This window comes from Pseudomonas sp. ATCC PTA-122608, from assembly GCF_001952855.1.
GTDB lineage: Bacteria > Pseudomonadota > Gammaproteobacteria > Pseudomonadales > Pseudomonadaceae > Aquipseudomonas.
The window spans coordinates 109,726-125,109 of record NZ_LPNO01000007.1 but is presented as its reverse complement, the minus strand read 5'-3'; the positions used below and the strand labels follow the sequence as shown (position 1 = coordinate 125,109).

At 59.3% G+C, this 15,384-nt stretch carries 21 protein-coding genes; 10 read left to right on the top strand and 11 right to left on the bottom strand.

Going from position 1 to position 15,384, the window contains the following annotated elements; translation table 11 throughout:
• Nucleotides 1-26 precede the first annotated feature (26 nt).
• Nucleotides 27-548: a ribosome biogenesis factor YjgA gene (gene yjgA / locus AU074_RS09085; RefSeq protein ID WP_003216092.1), complete on the bottom strand. Its 522-nt coding sequence runs from the start codon at nt 546-548 to the stop codon at nt 27-29.
• 108 nt (nt 549-656) lie between these two features.
• Between yjgA and pmbA the strand changes: the two genes are divergently transcribed.
• The 6 genes from pmbA (at nt 657) to AU074_RS09055 (ending at nt 5,926) form a co-directional block, all read left to right on the top strand.
• Nucleotides 657-2,003 (top strand): metalloprotease PmbA, encoded by a 1,347-nt coding sequence (pmbA, locus tag AU074_RS09080; RefSeq protein ID WP_076014431.1) that lies wholly within the window; start codon nt 657-659, stop codon nt 2,001-2,003.
• 149 nt (nt 2,004-2,152) lie between these two features.
• A complete protein-coding gene (locus tag AU074_RS09075; RefSeq protein ID WP_076014430.1) occupies nt 2,153-2,548 on the top strand; it encodes a FagA protein in 396 nt (131 codons plus the stop codon).
• The gene (locus AU074_RS09070; RefSeq protein WP_076014429.1) at nt 2,541-3,917 is read left to right on the top strand and encodes an aspartate ammonia-lyase; all 1,377 of its coding nucleotides are present in this window, start codon (nt 2,541-2,543) and stop codon (nt 3,915-3,917) included. Before AU074_RS09075 ends, AU074_RS09070 begins: the two co-directional genes overlap by 8 nt.
• 27 nt (nt 3,918-3,944) lie before the next feature.
• Nucleotides 3,945-4,388: a hypothetical protein gene (locus AU074_RS09065; RefSeq protein ID WP_003216099.1), complete on the top strand. Its 444-nt coding sequence runs from the start codon at nt 3,945-3,947 to the stop codon at nt 4,386-4,388.
• 1 nt (nt 4,389) lies between these two features.
• The gene (locus AU074_RS09060) at nt 4,390-5,001 is read left to right on the top strand and encodes a superoxide dismutase (RefSeq protein ID WP_076014428.1); all 612 of its coding nucleotides are present in this window, start codon (nt 4,390-4,392) and stop codon (nt 4,999-5,001) included.
• Between the two features lie 31 nt (nt 5,002-5,032).
• A complete protein-coding gene (locus AU074_RS09055) occupies nt 5,033-5,926 on the top strand; it encodes a ZIP family metal transporter (RefSeq protein WP_076014427.1) in 894 nt (297 codons plus the stop codon).
• 38 nt (nt 5,927-5,964) lie between these two features.
• On the opposite strand, the gene AU074_RS09050 is transcribed toward AU074_RS09055, so the two are convergent.
• The 10 genes from AU074_RS09050 to AU074_RS09005 form a co-directional block, all read right to left on the bottom strand.
• The gene (locus AU074_RS09050) at nt 5,965-6,237 is read right to left on the bottom strand and encodes an HPr family phosphocarrier protein (protein WP_017138240.1); all 273 of its coding nucleotides are present in this window, start codon (nt 6,235-6,237) and stop codon (nt 5,965-5,967) included.
• Nucleotides 6,238-6,253: 16 nt separating this feature from the next.
• Nucleotides 6,254-7,111, bottom strand: a complete 858-nt coding sequence (rapZ, locus tag AU074_RS09045; protein ID WP_027604814.1) for an RNase adapter RapZ — start codon at nt 7,109-7,111, stop codon at nt 6,254-6,256.
• A 2-nt stretch (nt 7,112-7,113) separates the two neighbouring features.
• A complete protein-coding gene (ptsN, locus tag AU074_RS09040) occupies nt 7,114-7,578 on the bottom strand; it encodes a PTS IIA-like nitrogen regulatory protein PtsN (protein WP_017477730.1) in 465 nt (154 codons plus the stop codon).
• 12 nt (nt 7,579-7,590) lie between these two features.
• The gene (gene hpf / locus AU074_RS09035) at nt 7,591-7,896 is read right to left on the bottom strand and encodes a ribosome hibernation-promoting factor, HPF/YfiA family (protein ID WP_017477729.1); all 306 of its coding nucleotides are present in this window, start codon (nt 7,894-7,896) and stop codon (nt 7,591-7,593) included.
• A 75-nt stretch (nt 7,897-7,971) separates the two neighbouring features.
• Nucleotides 7,972-9,465, bottom strand: coding sequence for an RNA polymerase factor sigma-54 (locus AU074_RS09030; RefSeq protein ID WP_026078000.1), 1,494 nt, complete (start codon nt 9,463-9,465; stop codon nt 7,972-7,974).
• 184 nt (nt 9,466-9,649) lie between these two features.
• On the bottom strand, nt 9,650-10,375 hold the full coding sequence (gene lptB / locus AU074_RS09025) for an LPS export ABC transporter ATP-binding protein (protein ID WP_003216119.1): 726 nt from the start codon (nt 10,373-10,375) through the stop codon (nt 9,650-9,652).
• The gene (gene lptA / locus AU074_RS09020) at nt 10,375-10,947 is read right to left on the bottom strand and encodes a lipopolysaccharide transport periplasmic protein LptA (protein WP_023659193.1); all 573 of its coding nucleotides are present in this window, start codon (nt 10,945-10,947) and stop codon (nt 10,375-10,377) included. Before lptA ends, lptB begins: the two co-directional genes overlap by 1 nt.
• Nucleotides 10,934-11,506 (bottom strand): LPS export ABC transporter periplasmic protein LptC, encoded by a 573-nt coding sequence (gene lptC, locus AU074_RS09015; protein WP_076014426.1) that lies wholly within the window; start codon nt 11,504-11,506, stop codon nt 10,934-10,936. Before lptC ends, lptA begins: the two co-directional genes overlap by 14 nt.
• A gap of 8 nt (nt 11,507-11,514) precedes the next feature.
• The gene (locus AU074_RS09010) at nt 11,515-12,039 is read right to left on the bottom strand and encodes an HAD family hydrolase (RefSeq protein WP_076014425.1); all 525 of its coding nucleotides are present in this window, start codon (nt 12,037-12,039) and stop codon (nt 11,515-11,517) included.
• Nucleotides 12,040-13,014 (bottom strand): KpsF/GutQ family sugar-phosphate isomerase, encoded by a 975-nt coding sequence (locus AU074_RS09005; protein ID WP_076014424.1) that lies wholly within the window; start codon nt 13,012-13,014, stop codon nt 12,040-12,042.
• Nucleotides 13,015-13,060: 46 nt separating this feature from the next.
• Between AU074_RS09005 and AU074_RS33110 the strand changes: the two genes are divergently transcribed.
• From AU074_RS33110 to mlaD, 4 genes are read left to right on the top strand one after another with little or no spacing between them, the layout of a single operon-like run.
• The gene (locus AU074_RS33110; RefSeq protein ID WP_143503553.1) at nt 13,061-13,282 is read left to right on the top strand and encodes a hypothetical protein; all 222 of its coding nucleotides are present in this window, start codon (nt 13,061-13,063) and stop codon (nt 13,280-13,282) included.
• Nucleotides 13,283-13,306: 24 nt separating this feature from the next.
• On the top strand, nt 13,307-14,116 hold the full coding sequence (locus AU074_RS09000; protein ID WP_003216128.1) for an ATP-binding cassette domain-containing protein: 810 nt from the start codon (nt 13,307-13,309) through the stop codon (nt 14,114-14,116).
• Complete coding sequence (gene mlaE / locus AU074_RS08995; RefSeq protein WP_003216131.1) at nt 14,116-14,913, top strand: lipid asymmetry maintenance ABC transporter permease subunit MlaE; 798 nt, start codon at nt 14,116-14,118, stop codon at nt 14,911-14,913. Before AU074_RS09000 ends, mlaE begins: the two co-directional genes overlap by 1 nt.
• The gene (mlaD, locus tag AU074_RS08990; RefSeq protein WP_010170575.1) at nt 14,913-15,380 is read left to right on the top strand and encodes an outer membrane lipid asymmetry maintenance protein MlaD; all 468 of its coding nucleotides are present in this window, start codon (nt 14,913-14,915) and stop codon (nt 15,378-15,380) included. The genes mlaE and mlaD overlap by 1 nt, the downstream gene beginning before the upstream one ends.
• Nucleotides 15,381-15,384: the final 4 nt, after the last annotated feature.

Sequence of the window (15,384 nt, the reverse complement as noted above, 5' to 3'; positions counted from 1 at the left end):
CGAAGGTCGCCACCCGGGGAAGAGGGTCAGCGCAGGCCGCGTTGACTATCGTCCAGCTCACGGATGTATTTGAAGATTTTTCGGCTGGAGGCCGGTGGCTTGCTTTGCGCCAGTTCGTGCTGGGCCTGACGGATCAGGGAGCGCAATTGTTGGCGATCGGCATCCGGGTACTCGATGACGAACTTCTCCAGTACCGCGTCATCGCCGGCGATTAAGCGATCACGCCAGCGTTCCAGGTTATGGAAACGCTCGTTGTACTGGCGAGTGGAGGCATCGAGTTGATCGAGCAAAGTCAGAATGGCGTCAGTGTCCTGGTCGCGCATCAGTTTGCCGATAAACATGAGGTGCCGTTTACGCGCGATATTCGCGGTGTGCTTGGGCGCATCGTTCAGAGCCCGGCGCAGGGCGTCGGTCAATGGCAGTTTTGCACACAAGTCAGGCTTGAGTGTTGTAAGGCGCTCGCCAAGGTCAACCAGAGCATGCAGCTCGCGTTTGACCTGAGATTTGCTTTTCTCCCCATCGAGGGAGTCGTCGTAAGAATCAACCATGGTGGCAGTCCGCAAAGAAACGCCGCCATGATAACCAGTCGGGGGCCGCTTGTCCGGCCCGGTCGCTAGAAGGCCTTAACCGAAAGCAGAATTTGAGTGGAGAAAACCATGAGTGCAACCCAAAGCGTCGGTCCGCAAGCGTTACCGGCACTGCAGGAACAAGTCGAGCAGATCATTGCCGAGGCCAAGCGCCAGGGGGCCAGTGCCTGTGAAGTGGCGGTGTCCCTGGAGCAGGGGTTGTCGACATCGGTACGCCAGCGGGAAGTGGAAACTGTTGAGTTCAACCGCGACCAGGGGTTTGGCATCACCTTGTACGTGGGCCAGCGCAAAGGCTCGGCCAGCACCTCCGCCAGTGGCCCGGAAGCGATTCGCGAAACCGTCGCTGCAGCACTGGCGATTGCCAAGCACACGTCTGAAGATGAAAGCTCGGGCCTGGCAGATGCAGCGCTGATGGCTCGGGACTTGAAGGATTTTGACCTGTTTCATGCCTGGGACATCACCCCGGAGCAGGCGATTGAGCAGGCACTGACCTGTGAAGCGGCGGCATTTGATGCCGACAGCCGGATCAAAAATGCCGATGGCACCACCTTGAGCACCCATCAGGGTTGCCGCGTGTATGGCAACAGCCACGGCTTCATCGGCGGTTATGCCTCGACGCGTCACAGCCTGAGCTGCGTGATGATTGCCGAAGCCAATGGCCAGATGCAGCGTGATTACTGGTACGACGTGAACCGCCAGGGCGATTTGCTGGCGGACCCGGTGAGTATCGGCCAGCGTGCCGCGCAACGTGCTGCCAGCCGCCTCGGCGCACGCCCGGTACCGACCTGTGAAGTGCCGGTGTTGTTCTCGGCGGAACTGGCCGGCGGTTTGTTCGGCAGTTTCCTGGGGGCGATTTCCGGCGGCAACCTGTACCGCAAGTCGTCGTTCCTCGAGGGTGCGATTGGCCAGAAGCTGTTCCCGGAATGGCTGACCATCGATGAGCGCCCGCACCTGATGCGCGCCATGGGCAGCTCGTCGTTTGACGGTGATGGCCTGGCGACCTATGCCAAGCCGTTCGTCGAGAACGGTGAGTTGGTGTCCTACGTGCTGGGTACTTACGCCGGTCGCAAGCTCGGCCTGCCAAGCACCGCCAACTCCGGCGGCGTGCACAACCTGTTCATCACCCATGGCGATGAAGACCAGGCGGCGCTGCTGCGGCGCATGGGGCGTGGCTTGCTGGTCACCGAGTTGATGGGCCATGGCTTGAACATGGTTACGGGCGACTACTCTCGTGGCGCGGCGGGTTTCTGGGTAGAAAACGGCGAGATTCAGTTCGCCGTGCAGGAAGTGACCATCGCCGGCAATATGCGCGACATGTTCAAGCAGATTGTCGCAGTGGGTAATGACCTGGAACTGCGTAGCAACATCCGCACCGGCTCGGTGTTGATCGAGAAGATGACCGTCGCCGGCAGCTAACCCGCCGAAAGACGCTGTAAAAAAGGCGCGCCATCCATTGGATGGCGCGCCTTTTTTTGTGCCTGGAATTCCGAGGGATTTGCTCAGGCTCTTGTTTTGATTCTCAATATCATTTAATAATAAATATCATTACCGAGTGAGTGTGGATCATGAGTTCCGTCCTGCATGAGGATCCCTACCTGGAAAGCTGGCGTTGGATGAGTCGTCAGATTCGCTGCGGCCTTGATCCCGACGAGCCCCGCCTGATCGAACATTACCTGGCCGAAGGCCGGTACCTCGCCTGTTGCACCGCGACCCACCCGTGGACTATCGGCGAAACCTCATTCCGCTTGCTGCTCGACACCGCCTCCGACATCGCCTTGCCCTGGCACTGGCGGTCCATGTGCCTGGACCAGGCCTGGCGCCCGTTGCGTGACCTGGAAAAACTGTCCCACTGTGCCTGCCGCCTCAAGCGCTGGCAGACCTTTGCCTGGCAATTGGCGACCTGCGAATTGCTGCCGTCCATTTCTGTTTCTGACCTGGTGCAAGGATCTTCCGATGAGTAACACCCGTATCGAACGCGACAGCATGGGCGAACTGCAAGTGCCCGCCGAGGCCCTGTATGGCGCGCAAACCCAGCGTGCGGTGAACAACTTTCCCATCAGTCACCAGCGTATGCCGGCGCAATTTATTCGTGCGCTGATCCTGGCCAAGGCTGCGGCGGCCAAGGCTAACGTCGAGCTGAAACAACTGAGCGAAGCCCAGGGCAAGGCCATCGTCGATGCTGCCCAGGGTTTGCTGGAAGGTGACTTCATGCAGCACTTCCCGGTGGATATTTTCCAGACCGGCTCTGGCACCAGTTCCAACATGAACGCCAACGAAGTGATTGCGACCCTCGCCAGCCGCTTGCTGGGGGAGCCGGTCAACCCCAACGATCACGTCAACTGCGGCCAGAGCAGCAACGACATCATCCCGACCACCATTCACGTCAGCGCGGCGCTGGTGTTGCATGAGCAAACCCTCCCGGCACTGCTGCACCTGGTACAGGTGATCGAACACAAGGCTGAAGAGGTGCACCGCTTCGTCAAGACCGGGCGCACTCACCTGATGGACGCCATGCCGGTGCGCATGAGCCAGGTACTCAATGGCTGGGCGCAGCAGCTCAAGGCCAATATCGGCCACCTGCAAGACCTGCTGCCAAGTTTGCAGGCGCTGGCCCAGGGCGGCACTGCCGTCGGCACCGGGATCAATGCGCATCCGGAGTTTGCGGCGCGCTTCAGCCAGCAACTGAGCAATCTGACCCACGTCCAGTTCACCCCGGGCAAGAACCTGTTTGCCCTGATCGGCTCCCAGGACACCGCCGTCGCAGTCTCGGGGCAGCTCAAGACCACCGCCGTATCCTTGATGAAAATCGCCAACGACCTGCGTTGGATGAACTCCGGCCCATTAGCCGGTCTCGGTGAAATCGAGCTGGAAGGGCTGCAACCGGGCTCCTCGATCATGCCGGGCAAGGTCAATCCGGTGATCCCGGAAGCCACCGCCATGGTTGCCGCACAAGTCATCGGCAATGACACGGTGATCACCATCGCTGGCCAGTCCGGCAACTTCGAACTCAACGTGATGCTGCCGATCATTGCCCAGAACCTGCTCAGCAGCCTGGAATTGCTGGCCAACTCCAGCCGCCTGCTGGCCGACAAGGCCATTGCCAGCTTCAAGGTCAACGAAGCCAAGCTCAAGGAAGCGCTGTCGCGCAACCCGATCCTGGTGACCGCACTTAACCCGATCATCGGTTACCAAAAGGCCGCCGAAATTGCCAAGAAGGCCTACCAACAAGGCCGCCCGGTGATTGACGTGGCGCTCGAACACACCGACTTGCCCCGCAGCCAACTGGAAATCCTGCTGGATCCGGAAAAGCTCACGGCCGGCGGCGTGTAATCACCGACCCTGCTTTGGAGGCTCACCATGGAGCACTGGAAACGCACGATCGAACGGGCCAATCGCTGCTTTATGGCGGGTGAGCTGGTAGATGCCCGCGAGGCCTATCTGCAAGCCCTGGCCCTGGCTCAAGTGTTGTTTGAGCGCTGGGCGGACGCCGACGAAGCGGTGGCGGCTTGCGTCATTTCCCATCACAACCTGGCCGACCTGCACCTGCGCCTGAACCAGCCGGAAGAAAGCGCGGAATACCTCTGCGCCATTCACCAGCGCCTGTTGCAGACCATGCAGGACACCCGCCTGAACCCGCTATTGCGGGAAGCGGCATTGCGCCAGAGCAGCAAGACCTACGTCGAACTGCTGAATTTCATCAGCGATCACGGTGAGTACCCACGTACCCACCGCCTGCTGGGCAGCAACGTGGCGCCATCGGATGCGTCGACCCGCAACAGCCCTTTTTATGGAGCTCATTGATATGTCCTACACCTTGCCGGCCCTGCCTTACGCCTACGATGCCCTTGAACCGCATATCGACGCGCAAACCATGGAGATTCACTACACCAAGCACCACCAGACCTACATCAACAACCTCAACGCGGCTGTCGAAGGCACCGAGTTTGCCGGTTGGCCTGTAGAGAAACTGGTGTCCAGTGTGCAGCAATTGCCGGAAAAACTCCGGGCGGCGGTGATCAACCAGGGTGGCGGTCACGCCAACCATTCGTTGTTCTGGGCCGTTATGTCGCCCAAGGGCGGCGGCAAACCGGACGGTGCGCTGGGCAAAGCCATCGACGAGCAGTTGGGTGGTTTCGACGCCTTCAAAGAGGCGTTCACCAAAGCCGCCTTGACCCGTTTCGGCAGTGGCTGGGCGTGGTTGAGCGTTACCCCGCAAAAGACCCTGGTGGTGGAAAGCAGCGGCAACCAGGACAGCCCGCTGATGAACGGCAATACGCCGATCCTCGGCCTGGATGTTTGGGAGCACGCTTATTACCTGCTGTACCAGAACCGTCGTCCGGAATACATCAACGCGTTCTACAGCGTCATCAACTGGCCGGAAGTTGCCGGACGCTACCAGGCTGCGCTGGGCTGAAACTCCTCTATAACAAGATCTAAGGCCGACTATGGGCACTGAAACACTGGCGATCAGCAGCGTGCGAATGTTTCGCTATGCGTTTGGCTCGCTGCTGCTATTGGCAGGAACTGCATTGCTGGTGGCCCAAGGGCTGGCCTGGCTGGACCTGGAACCCCGCATCCTGCGGGCCTTGCAAGGTGGTGCGATTTGCGCGCTTGGCACCGCCTTGGGCGCCGTGCCGGTACTGGTGATTCGCCGGATGCCATTGGCGGTGAATGACACGCTGCTCGGTTTCGGTGCCGGGGTGATGCTGGCGGCGACCGCGTTTTCGCTGATCGTACCGGGTATCGCGGCGGCAGAAAGCCTCGGCCTGACGCCTTGGGCCGCCAGCGGCTTGATCAGTTTCGGCATCATGCTGGGCGCATTCGGGTTGTATCTGGTGGATCGCAAGGTCTCTGGCGCCAGCCCGGAAATGCTGGTGGGCAGTCCGGAGCATCCGGTGATACCACCGCGCATCTGGCTCTTTGTGTTCGCCATCATTGCCCACAACATTCCCGAAGGCATGGCGGTGGGGGTCTCGGCGGGCGGTGGTATGCCTGACGCTGACAGCTTGGCCATGGGCATTGCCTTGCAGGATGTGCCGGAAGGTCTGGTGATTGCGTTGGTGTTGGCTGGGGCAGGGATGTCGCGGGTCAAGGCGTTCCTGATCGGCGCGGCGTCAGGCTTGGTAGAGCCGGTGTTTGCGGTGCTGTGTGCCTGGCTGGTAAGCCTGGCGGAGGTGCTGTTGCCGTTGGGGCTGGCACTGGCGGCGGGGGCGATGCTGCTGGTGGTGACTCACGAAGTCATTCCCGAGTCGCGGCGCAATGGCCATGACAAACTCGCCAGCTTGGGGCTGTGTATCGGGTTCTGCTTGATGATGGTGATGGATACAGCATTGGGGTGAAGCCGCATCCGGCTTCACTCGGTCACATGAAGGCGGGTTTACTCGCCTTCATCGAAGTAGTTATTGATCAACTTCACCAGCGCATCCATCGCTTCCTGCTCTTGCTCGCCTTCGGTCTTCAGATGAATCTTCGTGCCCTTGCCCGCAGCCAGCATCATCATGGCCATGATGCTTTTGCCGTCGACCATGGATTCGGGGGTGCGTCCCGCGCGAATCTGGCAAGGGAATTGCCCGGCGACGCCGACGAACTTGGCCGAGGCCCGGGCGTGCAGGCCCAGCTTGTTGATGATTTCAATTTCCAGAGCGGGCATCGCGGAGGTGTTCCTTTCAGCTGAGGTCGCGGTGGCGAACCTGGACGTTCTTGAGGGTTTGTTGCAGCACCTGGCCCAGGCGTTCGGTCAGGTAGACGGAACGGTGGTGGCCGCCGGTGCAGCCAATGGCGATGGTGACATAAGCCCGATTGCTCGCCGCAAAACGCGGCAGCCACTTGAGCAGGTAGCTGGAGATGTCCTGGAACATTTCCTCCACATCCGGTTGCGCCGCCAGGTAATCGGCCACCGGTTGGTCCAGCCCGGACTGATCGCGCAGTTCCGGCTTCCAGTACGGGTTGGGCAGGCAGCGCACATCAAACACCAGGTCGGCATCCACCGGCATGCCGCGCTTGAAGCCAAACGACTCCACCAGGAAAGCGGTGCCCGGCTCCGGCTGATTCAGCAGGCGCAGCTTGATCGCATCCCGCAGTTGATACAGGTTCAGGCTGGTGGTGTTGATCTTGAGGTCGGCCAGGTCAATGATCGGCCCCAGCAGCTTGGTCTCGTCCTCAATGGCTTCGGCCAGCGAACGATGCGGGCTGCTCAGCGGGTGGCGTCGACGGGTTTCGGAGAAGCGCTTGAGCAGCGTCTCTTCATCGGCGTCCAGGTACAGCACATCACAATGAATGTGCTTGGCCCGCACTTCTTCGAGCAGCTCCGGGAAGCGGGTGAGGTGGCTGGGCAGGTTGCGGGCGTCGATCGATACGGCGACCAGCGGTTGCGCCAGCTCAGTGTGAATCAGTGCGCGTTCCGCCAGTTCCGGCAGCAGGCCAGCGGGCAGGTTGTCGATGCAATAGAAGCCGTTGTCCTCAAGGACATTGAGAGCCGTGCTTTTACCTGAGCCGGAACGGCCGCTGACGATGATCAAACGCATGATTACTGCCCGTTTTGTTCATCCAGGACAACCTGATAGAGCGCCTCATTGCTGGGGGCACTGCGCAGTTTGTCGCGTACTTCTTTGCGGTCGAGCATGCTGGCGATCTGCCGAAGCAGTTCCAGGTGCGCATCGGTGGCGGCTTGCGGGACCAGCAGTACAAACAGCAGGTCAACCGGGGCGCCGTCGATGGCGTCGAAATCGATAGGGGCGTCCAGGTGCAGCAGGGCGCTGACTGGAGACTCACAGCCTTGCAGGCGGCAGTGAGGAATGGCGATGCCGTTGCCAAAGCCGGTCGAGCCGAGCTTTTCACGGGCAATCAGGGCCTCGTACACAGCTTGCGTATCCATTTCGGGCACTTCGCGGCCGATCAGGTTGGCAATTTGTTCGAGGGCGCGCTTTTTACTGCCGCCCGGCACGTTCACGAGGGAACGGCCGGGGGTCAGGATGGTTTCAAGTCGGATCATGGGTGGGGAGTGTTAGCGGCCAGTGCCTTGAAGAAGGCTCTGCTGCTTTTCCTTATGCTTTTTAAGTTGGCGGTCAAGCTTGTCTGTGAGCAAGTCGATTGATGCATACATGTCTTCATGTTCGGCATTGGCGACCACTTCGCCACCAGGTATCTGAAGTGTCGCTTCGATTTTCTGCTGAAGCTTGTCGACCTTCATGATGACCTGCACGTTGGTGATCTTGTCGAAATGGCCCTCAAGCTTCCTCAGCTTCAGCTCGACGTATTCGCGCAATGGAGGGGTGACTTCTACATGGTGTCCACTGATGTTGACTTGCATACAGCTTCTCCTTCGTTGCCAGTGCATAAAGCGACGGGTAGGAATACCCGCCACTGGAACGCTATGGCCCGCCCGTCACATCAAACGTTTACGCTCGCTGGAAGGCGCGATCCCAAGGGACTCGCGGTACTTGGCGACGGTTCGACGGGCGACCTGAATGCCTTGTGCCTCCAGTAAACCAGCGATCTTGCTGTCACTCAACGGCTTTTTCTGATTTTCCGCGGCAACCAGTTTTTTGATGATCGCGCGGATCGCCGTGGACGAGCATTCGCCGCCTTCGGAGGTGCTGACGTGGCTGGAGAAAAAGTATTTCAGTTCATAAATACCCCGTGGGGTATGCATGAATTTTTGCGTGGTCACCCGGGAAATCGTTGATTCGTGCATGCCCACCGCCTCGGCGATGTCGTGCAGTACCAGCGGCTTCATCGCCTCATCGCCGTATTCCAGGAAGCCGCGCTGGTGCTCGACGATCTGGGTGGCGACTTTCATCAGGGTTTCGTTGCGGCTTTGCAGGCTCTTGATGAACCAGCGGGCTTCCTGCAATTGGTTGCGCATGAAGGTGTTGTCGGCGCTGGTGTCGGCGCGGCGTACAAAACCTGCGTATTGCGGGTTGACCCGCAGGCGCGGCACCGATTCCTGGTTCAGCTCCACCAACCAGCGTTCGTTGTCCTTGCGCACGATGACGTCGGGCACGACGTATTCGGCTTCGCTGGACTCGATCTGCGAGCCCGGGCGCGGATTGAGGCTCTGCACCAGCTCGATGATCTGGCGCAGGTCATCTTCCTTGAGCTTCATACGGCGCATCAGCTGGCTATAGTCGCGGCTGCCCAGCAGGTCGATGTAGTCGGTAACCAGGCGCTGCGCTTCGGCGAGCCAAGGGGTCTTGGCCGGCAATTGGCGCAGTTGCAGCAACAGGCACTCGCTGAGGGTGCGTGCGCCGATGCCGGCTGGCTCGAATTGCTGGATGCGGTGCAGGACGGCTTCGATTTCGTCCAGTTCGATGTCCAGTTCCGGGTCGAAGGCCTCGAGGATCTCCTCAAGGGTCTCGTCCAGGTAGCCCTGATTGTTGATGCAATCGATCAGGGTCACGGCGATCAGGCGATCGGTGTCGGACATCGGGGCCAGGTTCAGTTGCCAGAGCAAATGGCTCTGCAGGCTCTCGCCGGCGGACGTGCGGGTGGTGAAATCCCACTCGTCATCATCGTTGCTCGGCAGGCTGCTGGCGCTGGTCTGGTAGACGTCTTCCCAGGCGGTGTCCACGGGAAGCTCGTTGGGAATGCGTTCGTTCCATTCGCCTTCCTCAAGGTTATCCACCGTGGGGGCGGTTTCCTGGTAGGAGGGTTCCTGTACGTCGGGATTGGGTTTTTGCTCGATGTTGTCGGCCAGCGGGTCTGCATTATCGAAGTCGTCGCCTTCTTCCTGGCGTTCGAGCATCGGATTGGACTCCAGGGCCTCCTGGATTTCCTGTTGCAGGTCCAGGGTCGACAATTGGAGCAGGCGGATGGCCTGTTGCAGCTGAGGTGTCATCGTCAGCTGCTGGCCCATTCTCAGGACTAGCGATGGTTTCATGGCAGGGGCTTAACACCTTATTCGCCGGCGCAATGCGCCATCCACGACAGGGCGCGTGAGCGCCAAACATAAGCAAATTATATGCCTGATATCGGGGGCTTTGCCTAGAGCGCGGTAACAATAAAAATAATGAGGTTTTTATTGACTACCGCACTCCATGGCGAATGGCCTGATACCACCGTGTTTACAGGCGGAACTCGTGACCCAGATACACTTCCTTGACCAGTTCGTTGGCCAGGATAGTGGCGGAGTCACCTTCGGCAATCAGCTGTCCATCGTTCACGATATACGCGGTTTCGCAGATATCGAGGGTCTCGCGGACGTTGTGGTCGGTGATCAATACACCGATGCCCTTGGCCTTGAGGTGATGGATGATCTGCTTGATGTCACCGACCGAGATCGGGTCGACACCGGCGAAAGGTTCGTCCAGCAGGATGAACTTCGGCGCAGTGGCCAGGGCGCGGGCGATTTCCACACGACGACGCTCGCCGCCGGAAAGGCTCATGCCGAGGTTGTCGCGAATGTGGTTGATGTGGAATTCCTGCAGCAGGCTTTCCAGCTCTTTCTTGCGCCCGGCGCGGTCGAGTTCCTTGCGGGTCTCGAGGATGGCCATGATGTTGTCGGAAACCGACAGCTTGCGGAAGATCGATGCTTCCTGGGGAAGATAGCCGATACCCGCCTGTGCACGACCGTGCATAGGCTGGTGGCTTACGTCCAGGTCGTCGATCAGGACGCGGCCTTGATCGGCCTGTACCAGGCCGACGATCATGTAGAAGCAGGTGGTCTTGCCGGCACCGTTGGGGCCGAGCAAGCCGACGATCTGCCCGCTGTCGATCGACAGGCTGACATCGCGCACGACCTGACGGCTTTTATAGGCCTTGGCCAGATGCTGGGCTTTCAGGGTTGCCATTAATTCGCCTTCTTCGCGTCAGGTTTCGGCGCCGGCTGGGCTGCGCCCGGTTTCTGCTTCGGCTGGATAACCATGTCGATACGCGGCTTCGGCGTGCTGATTTTCGAACCGGTGGCACGACCGGCCTGGGCAATCTGCTTCACCGTGTCGTAGACGATTTTTTCGCCGTCGGTGGTGTTGCCGTCATTGATGACGCGGGCCTGGTCGATCAGCACGATACGGTTTTGCTGGGCGTGGTACTGGATCGTCTTGCCGTAGCCTTTGACCGGAGTAGGGTCGCCGACTTTCTGCAGTTGTTCGAAGTACGCCAGGTTGCCGACCGAAGTGACCACGTCGATATCGCCTGCCGGGGTGCGAGTCAGTGTCACGGTATTACCCGTCACTTTCATCGAGCCTTGGGTGATGATCACGCTGCCGGTGTAGGTCGCGATACCTTGCTTGTCATCCAGCTGCGCATCGTCAGCCTGAATGTGGATCGGTTGCTGGCTATCGTTCGGCAGAGCCCAGGCGCTCACGCTTCCCAGTGCTGCGCCCAGGCCGAGCAAAATAGGGAGGGTTTTAACGAGCCTCATACTGTCCTCTTACGTTCGATAGCAGGTGTATCCTGCTTTCTTTCAAATACGCTTTCATTCCCTTGCCAGTCGATACACCGCCAGCGCCGTCAATTCTAACGTCTTGCTCGGTCTGCGCATATTGCTTCTGTGGGAATACGGTCATGCGACTGCTGGTAATAATGGTGGCGCGATCCTTGGCGTCGGTACGGGCTACGCGAACCGAGTCAATCAATTCCACTTGGGTGCCGTCCGGGTTGACTTCGCCACGTTCGCTGGTGACGTGCCACGGAAATTCGGCACCGCGATACAGGTTCATGTCCGGCTTGGTCAATAAGGTGACCTCGGATGCCTTCAAGTGTTCGACCTTGTCGGAGGTCATTTCATACTGAACCTTGCCATCCGGCAGGTACTGAATGCTGTGGGCGTTGATGGCGTAATAGTCGATAGCGCTCTCGTCAACCTGTGCAACCGGCTTGTCGAGGAAGCGCTCCGGGCTGATATTCCAGTAACCGACCGCGAGAAATACGGCGGCGATGATGGCAAATATCAGAAAATTGCGAATCTTTTTACTCAGCATAAAACGCTCTATAGGTAGGCGGCATGGGCCGCTTCGAGGCTGCCTTGGGCGCGCAGAATCAGTTCGCAGAACTCGCGGGCGGCGCCTTCGCCGCCGCGGGCTGTCGTCACACCATGGGCATGCTCGCGAACGAACGCCGCCGCGTTGGCCACAGCCATGCCCAGGCCGACCCGGCGAATCACCGGCAGGTCGGGTAAGTCGTCACCAAGGTAGGCAACCTGCTCATAGCTTAGGTTGAGTTGGCCAAGAAGCTCGTCCAGAGCCACCAGTTTATCCTCGCGGCCCTGATACAGGTGAGGAATCCCCAGGTTTTGTGCGCGGCGTTCCACAACTGGCGTCTTGCGACCGCTGATGATGCCGGTTTGCACGCCCGCCGCCATCAGCATCTTGATGCCCTGGCCGTCGAGGGTGTTGAACGTCTTGAATTCGCTGCCGTCTTCCAGGAAGTACAGGCGGCCATCTGTCAGCACACCGTCGACGTCGAAAATCGCCAGCTTGATGTGCTTGCCCCGTTGCAACAGGTCGGTGGTCATTTACATCACTCCTGCACGCAGCAAATCGTGCATGTTCAGGGCGCCTACCGGGCGGTCGTCGCTATCGACCACCACCAGCGCCAGAATTTTATGGTCTTCCATGATCTTCAGCGCTTCGGCCGCGAGCATGTCAGGGCGTGCGGTCTTGCCGTGGGGCGTCATGACTTCGTCGATGGTTGCTGTCTGGATGTCGAGGTTGCGGTCCAGGGTGCGGCGCAGGTCACCGTCGGTGAAAACCCCGGCCAGGCGCCCGTCGGACTCCAGAATCACGGTCATGCCCAGGCGCTTGAGGGTCATTTCCATCAAGGCATCTTTAAGCAGGGTGCCGCGCGCGACTTGTGGCAGCTCGTCGCCGGCGTGCATCACGTTTTCCACTTTCAGCAGCAGTCGACGGCCCAGGGCGCCACCTGGATGGGAAAATGCGAAGTCTTCAGCGGTAAACCCGCGGGCTTCCAGCAAGGCCACGGCCAGCGCGTCGCCCATCACCAGGGCAGCGGTGGTGGAGGAGGTCGGTGCCAGGTTCAGTGGGCAGGCCTCGTGGGCAACGTGCACGTTCAAATTCACTTCGGCGGCTTTTGCCAGCGTCGAGTCCGGGTTGCCGGTCACGCTGATCAGCTGGATGCCCAGGCGCTTGATCAGCGGCAGCAGGGTCACGATTTCGTTGGTGGTACCGGAGTTGGACAGTGCCAGGATGATGTCGTCCCGGGTGATCATGCCCATGTCGCCATGGCTGGCTTCGGCGGGGTGTACGAAAAAAGCGGTAGTCCCGGTGCTCGCCAGGGTGGCGGCGATCTTGTTGCCAACATGCCCGGATTTGCCCATGCCGACCACGACAACGCGGCCTTTGCTGGCCAGAATCATCTCGCATGCGCGTACGAAATCCGCGTCGATATGGGCCAGCAAGCCTTCTACGGCTTCGAGCTCGAGGCGGATGGTGCGTTGTGCGGATTGGATAAGGTCGCTGGATTGGCTCATGTCTGAAATCGTATAGCCTGACGAAAAGTCGGCGATTATAGCGGTAATGATCAATTCCCTCACGCAAGTTCGTCAGGCTTTATTCATTACACCCGTGGTTGAGATTGAACCTCAGCAAGGTTTTTTTAGCTGTCCTGTTTCTGAACAAGCTCTGTTCCGGCCTTGGGGGCGCTGTACCAGCAGTGATATAGTTCGCCGCCAGTTCGGTCCGCGCAGCTTTTTTGTCTATTCGGCGCAAGCATTTGTCGAAAACAAGGTGTCTGAGTGAAAGGCTGCATCCCAAGGAGTTTAGATGAGTGCCGATAACGCCTACGCGGTCGAGCTGAAGGGTCTTTCCTTCAAGCGCGGTACGCGCAGCATCTTCAATAATGTGGATATTCGCATTCCCCGCGGCAAAGTCACGGGCATCATGGGGCCGTCCGGCTGTGGCAAGACCACGCTGCTGCGCCTGATGGGCATGCAATTGCGCCCGTCTGCCGGTGAAGTCTGGGTCAATGGCCAGAATCTGCCAACGCTCTCGCGCAGCGACCTGTTCGATGCGCGCAAGCACATGGGCGTGTTGTTCCAGAGTGGTGCGTTGTTTACCGACCTCGACGTTTTCGAAAACGTAGCGTTCCCGCTGCGGGTGCATACACAGCTGTCCGATGAAATGATTCGTGACATCGTGTTGCTGAAATTGCAGGCCGTTGGGCTGCGCGGCGCCATCGATTTGATGCCCGACGAATTGTCTGGTGGCATGAAGCGCCGTGTCGCCCTGGCGCGTGCCATCGCCCTCGACCCGCAAATTCTCATGTACGACGAACCTTTCGTTGGCCAGGACCCGATTGCCATGGGCGTCCTGGTGCGCCTGATCCGCCTGCTCAACGATGCGTTGGGTATCACCAGTATCGTGGTCTCCCACGACCTGGCCGAGACCGCGAGCATTGCCGACTACCTTTATGTAGTAGGCGATGGCCAGGTGTTGGGGCAGGGCACGCCTGAAGAGCTGATGAACGCTGATAACCCGCGCATTCGCCAATTCATGACCGGCGATCCCGATGGCCCGGTGCCTTTTCACTTTCCGGCAGCGGACTACCGCTCAGATCTTCTGGGGAAGCGCTGATGCGCAAGACATCTTTACTCGAAAAGGTTCGCCTTTTCGGACGCTCCGGCATCGATATCATCGGTGTGCTGGGCCGTTCGACGATTTTCCTGTTTCATGCGTTGCTCGGCCGCGGCGGTATTGGCGGCGGTTTTGGCTTGCTGATCAAGCAACTGCACTCCGTGGGTGTGATGTCCCTGGTGATCATTGTGGTCTCCGGGGTATTCATCGGCATGGTGCTGGCGCTGCAAGGCTTCAATATCCTTTCCAGCTACGGTTCCGAGCAGGCGGTAGGGCAGATGGTTGCGCTGACGCTGTTACGTGAGTTGGGCCCGGTGGTGACCGCGCTGCTGTTTGCCGGGCGCGCAGGTTCTGCGCTGACGGCCGAAATCGGCAACATGAAGGCTACCGAGCAGCTGTCCAGCTTGGAAATGATCGGCGTCGATCCACTCAAGTACATTGTTGCCCCGCGCCTGTGGGCCGGCTTCATCTCCCTGCCACTGCTGGCGATGGTATTCAGCGTGGTCGGGATCTGGGGCGGTTCATGGGTGGCGGTTGACTGGTTGGGCGTCTACGACGGTTCCTACTGGGGCAACATGCAAAACAGCGTGACCTTCAGCGGCGACGTGCTAAACGGCATCATTAAAAGCATCGTTTTCGCCTTTGTAGTGACCTGGATTGCCGTATTCCAAGGCTATGACTGTGAGCCCACCTCAGAAGGGATCAGTCGCGCCACCACCAAGACCGTTGTGTACGCCTCGCTGGCGGTACTGGGCCTTGACTTCATTTTGACCGCCTTGATGTTTGGAGATTTCTGATGCAAAACCGCACTGTGGAAATCGGTGTCGGCCTTTTCTTGCTGGCTGGCATCCTGGCTTTACTGTTGCTCGCCCTGCGAGTCAGCGGCCTATCGGCCAGCCCCACCGCCGATACTTATAAACTTTACGCCTACTTCGACAATATCGCCGGTTTGACTGTCAGAGCTAAAGTGACCATGGCGGGTGTAACCATCGGCAAGGTCACGGCGATCGATCTGGACCGCGACAGCTTCACCGGCCGAGTGACGATGCAAGTGGACAAGAAGGTGGATAACCTGCCGACTGACTCCACCGCGTCTATCCTCACCGCTGGTTTGCTGGGCGAGAAGTACATCGGCATCAGCGTGGGCGGGGAAACAGCTCTGCTCAAGGATGGTTCGACCATTCATGACACACAGTCGTCGTTGGTGCTGGAGGACTTGATCGGTAAATTCCTGCTCAATACCGTCAATAAAGACGCCAAATGAGGAA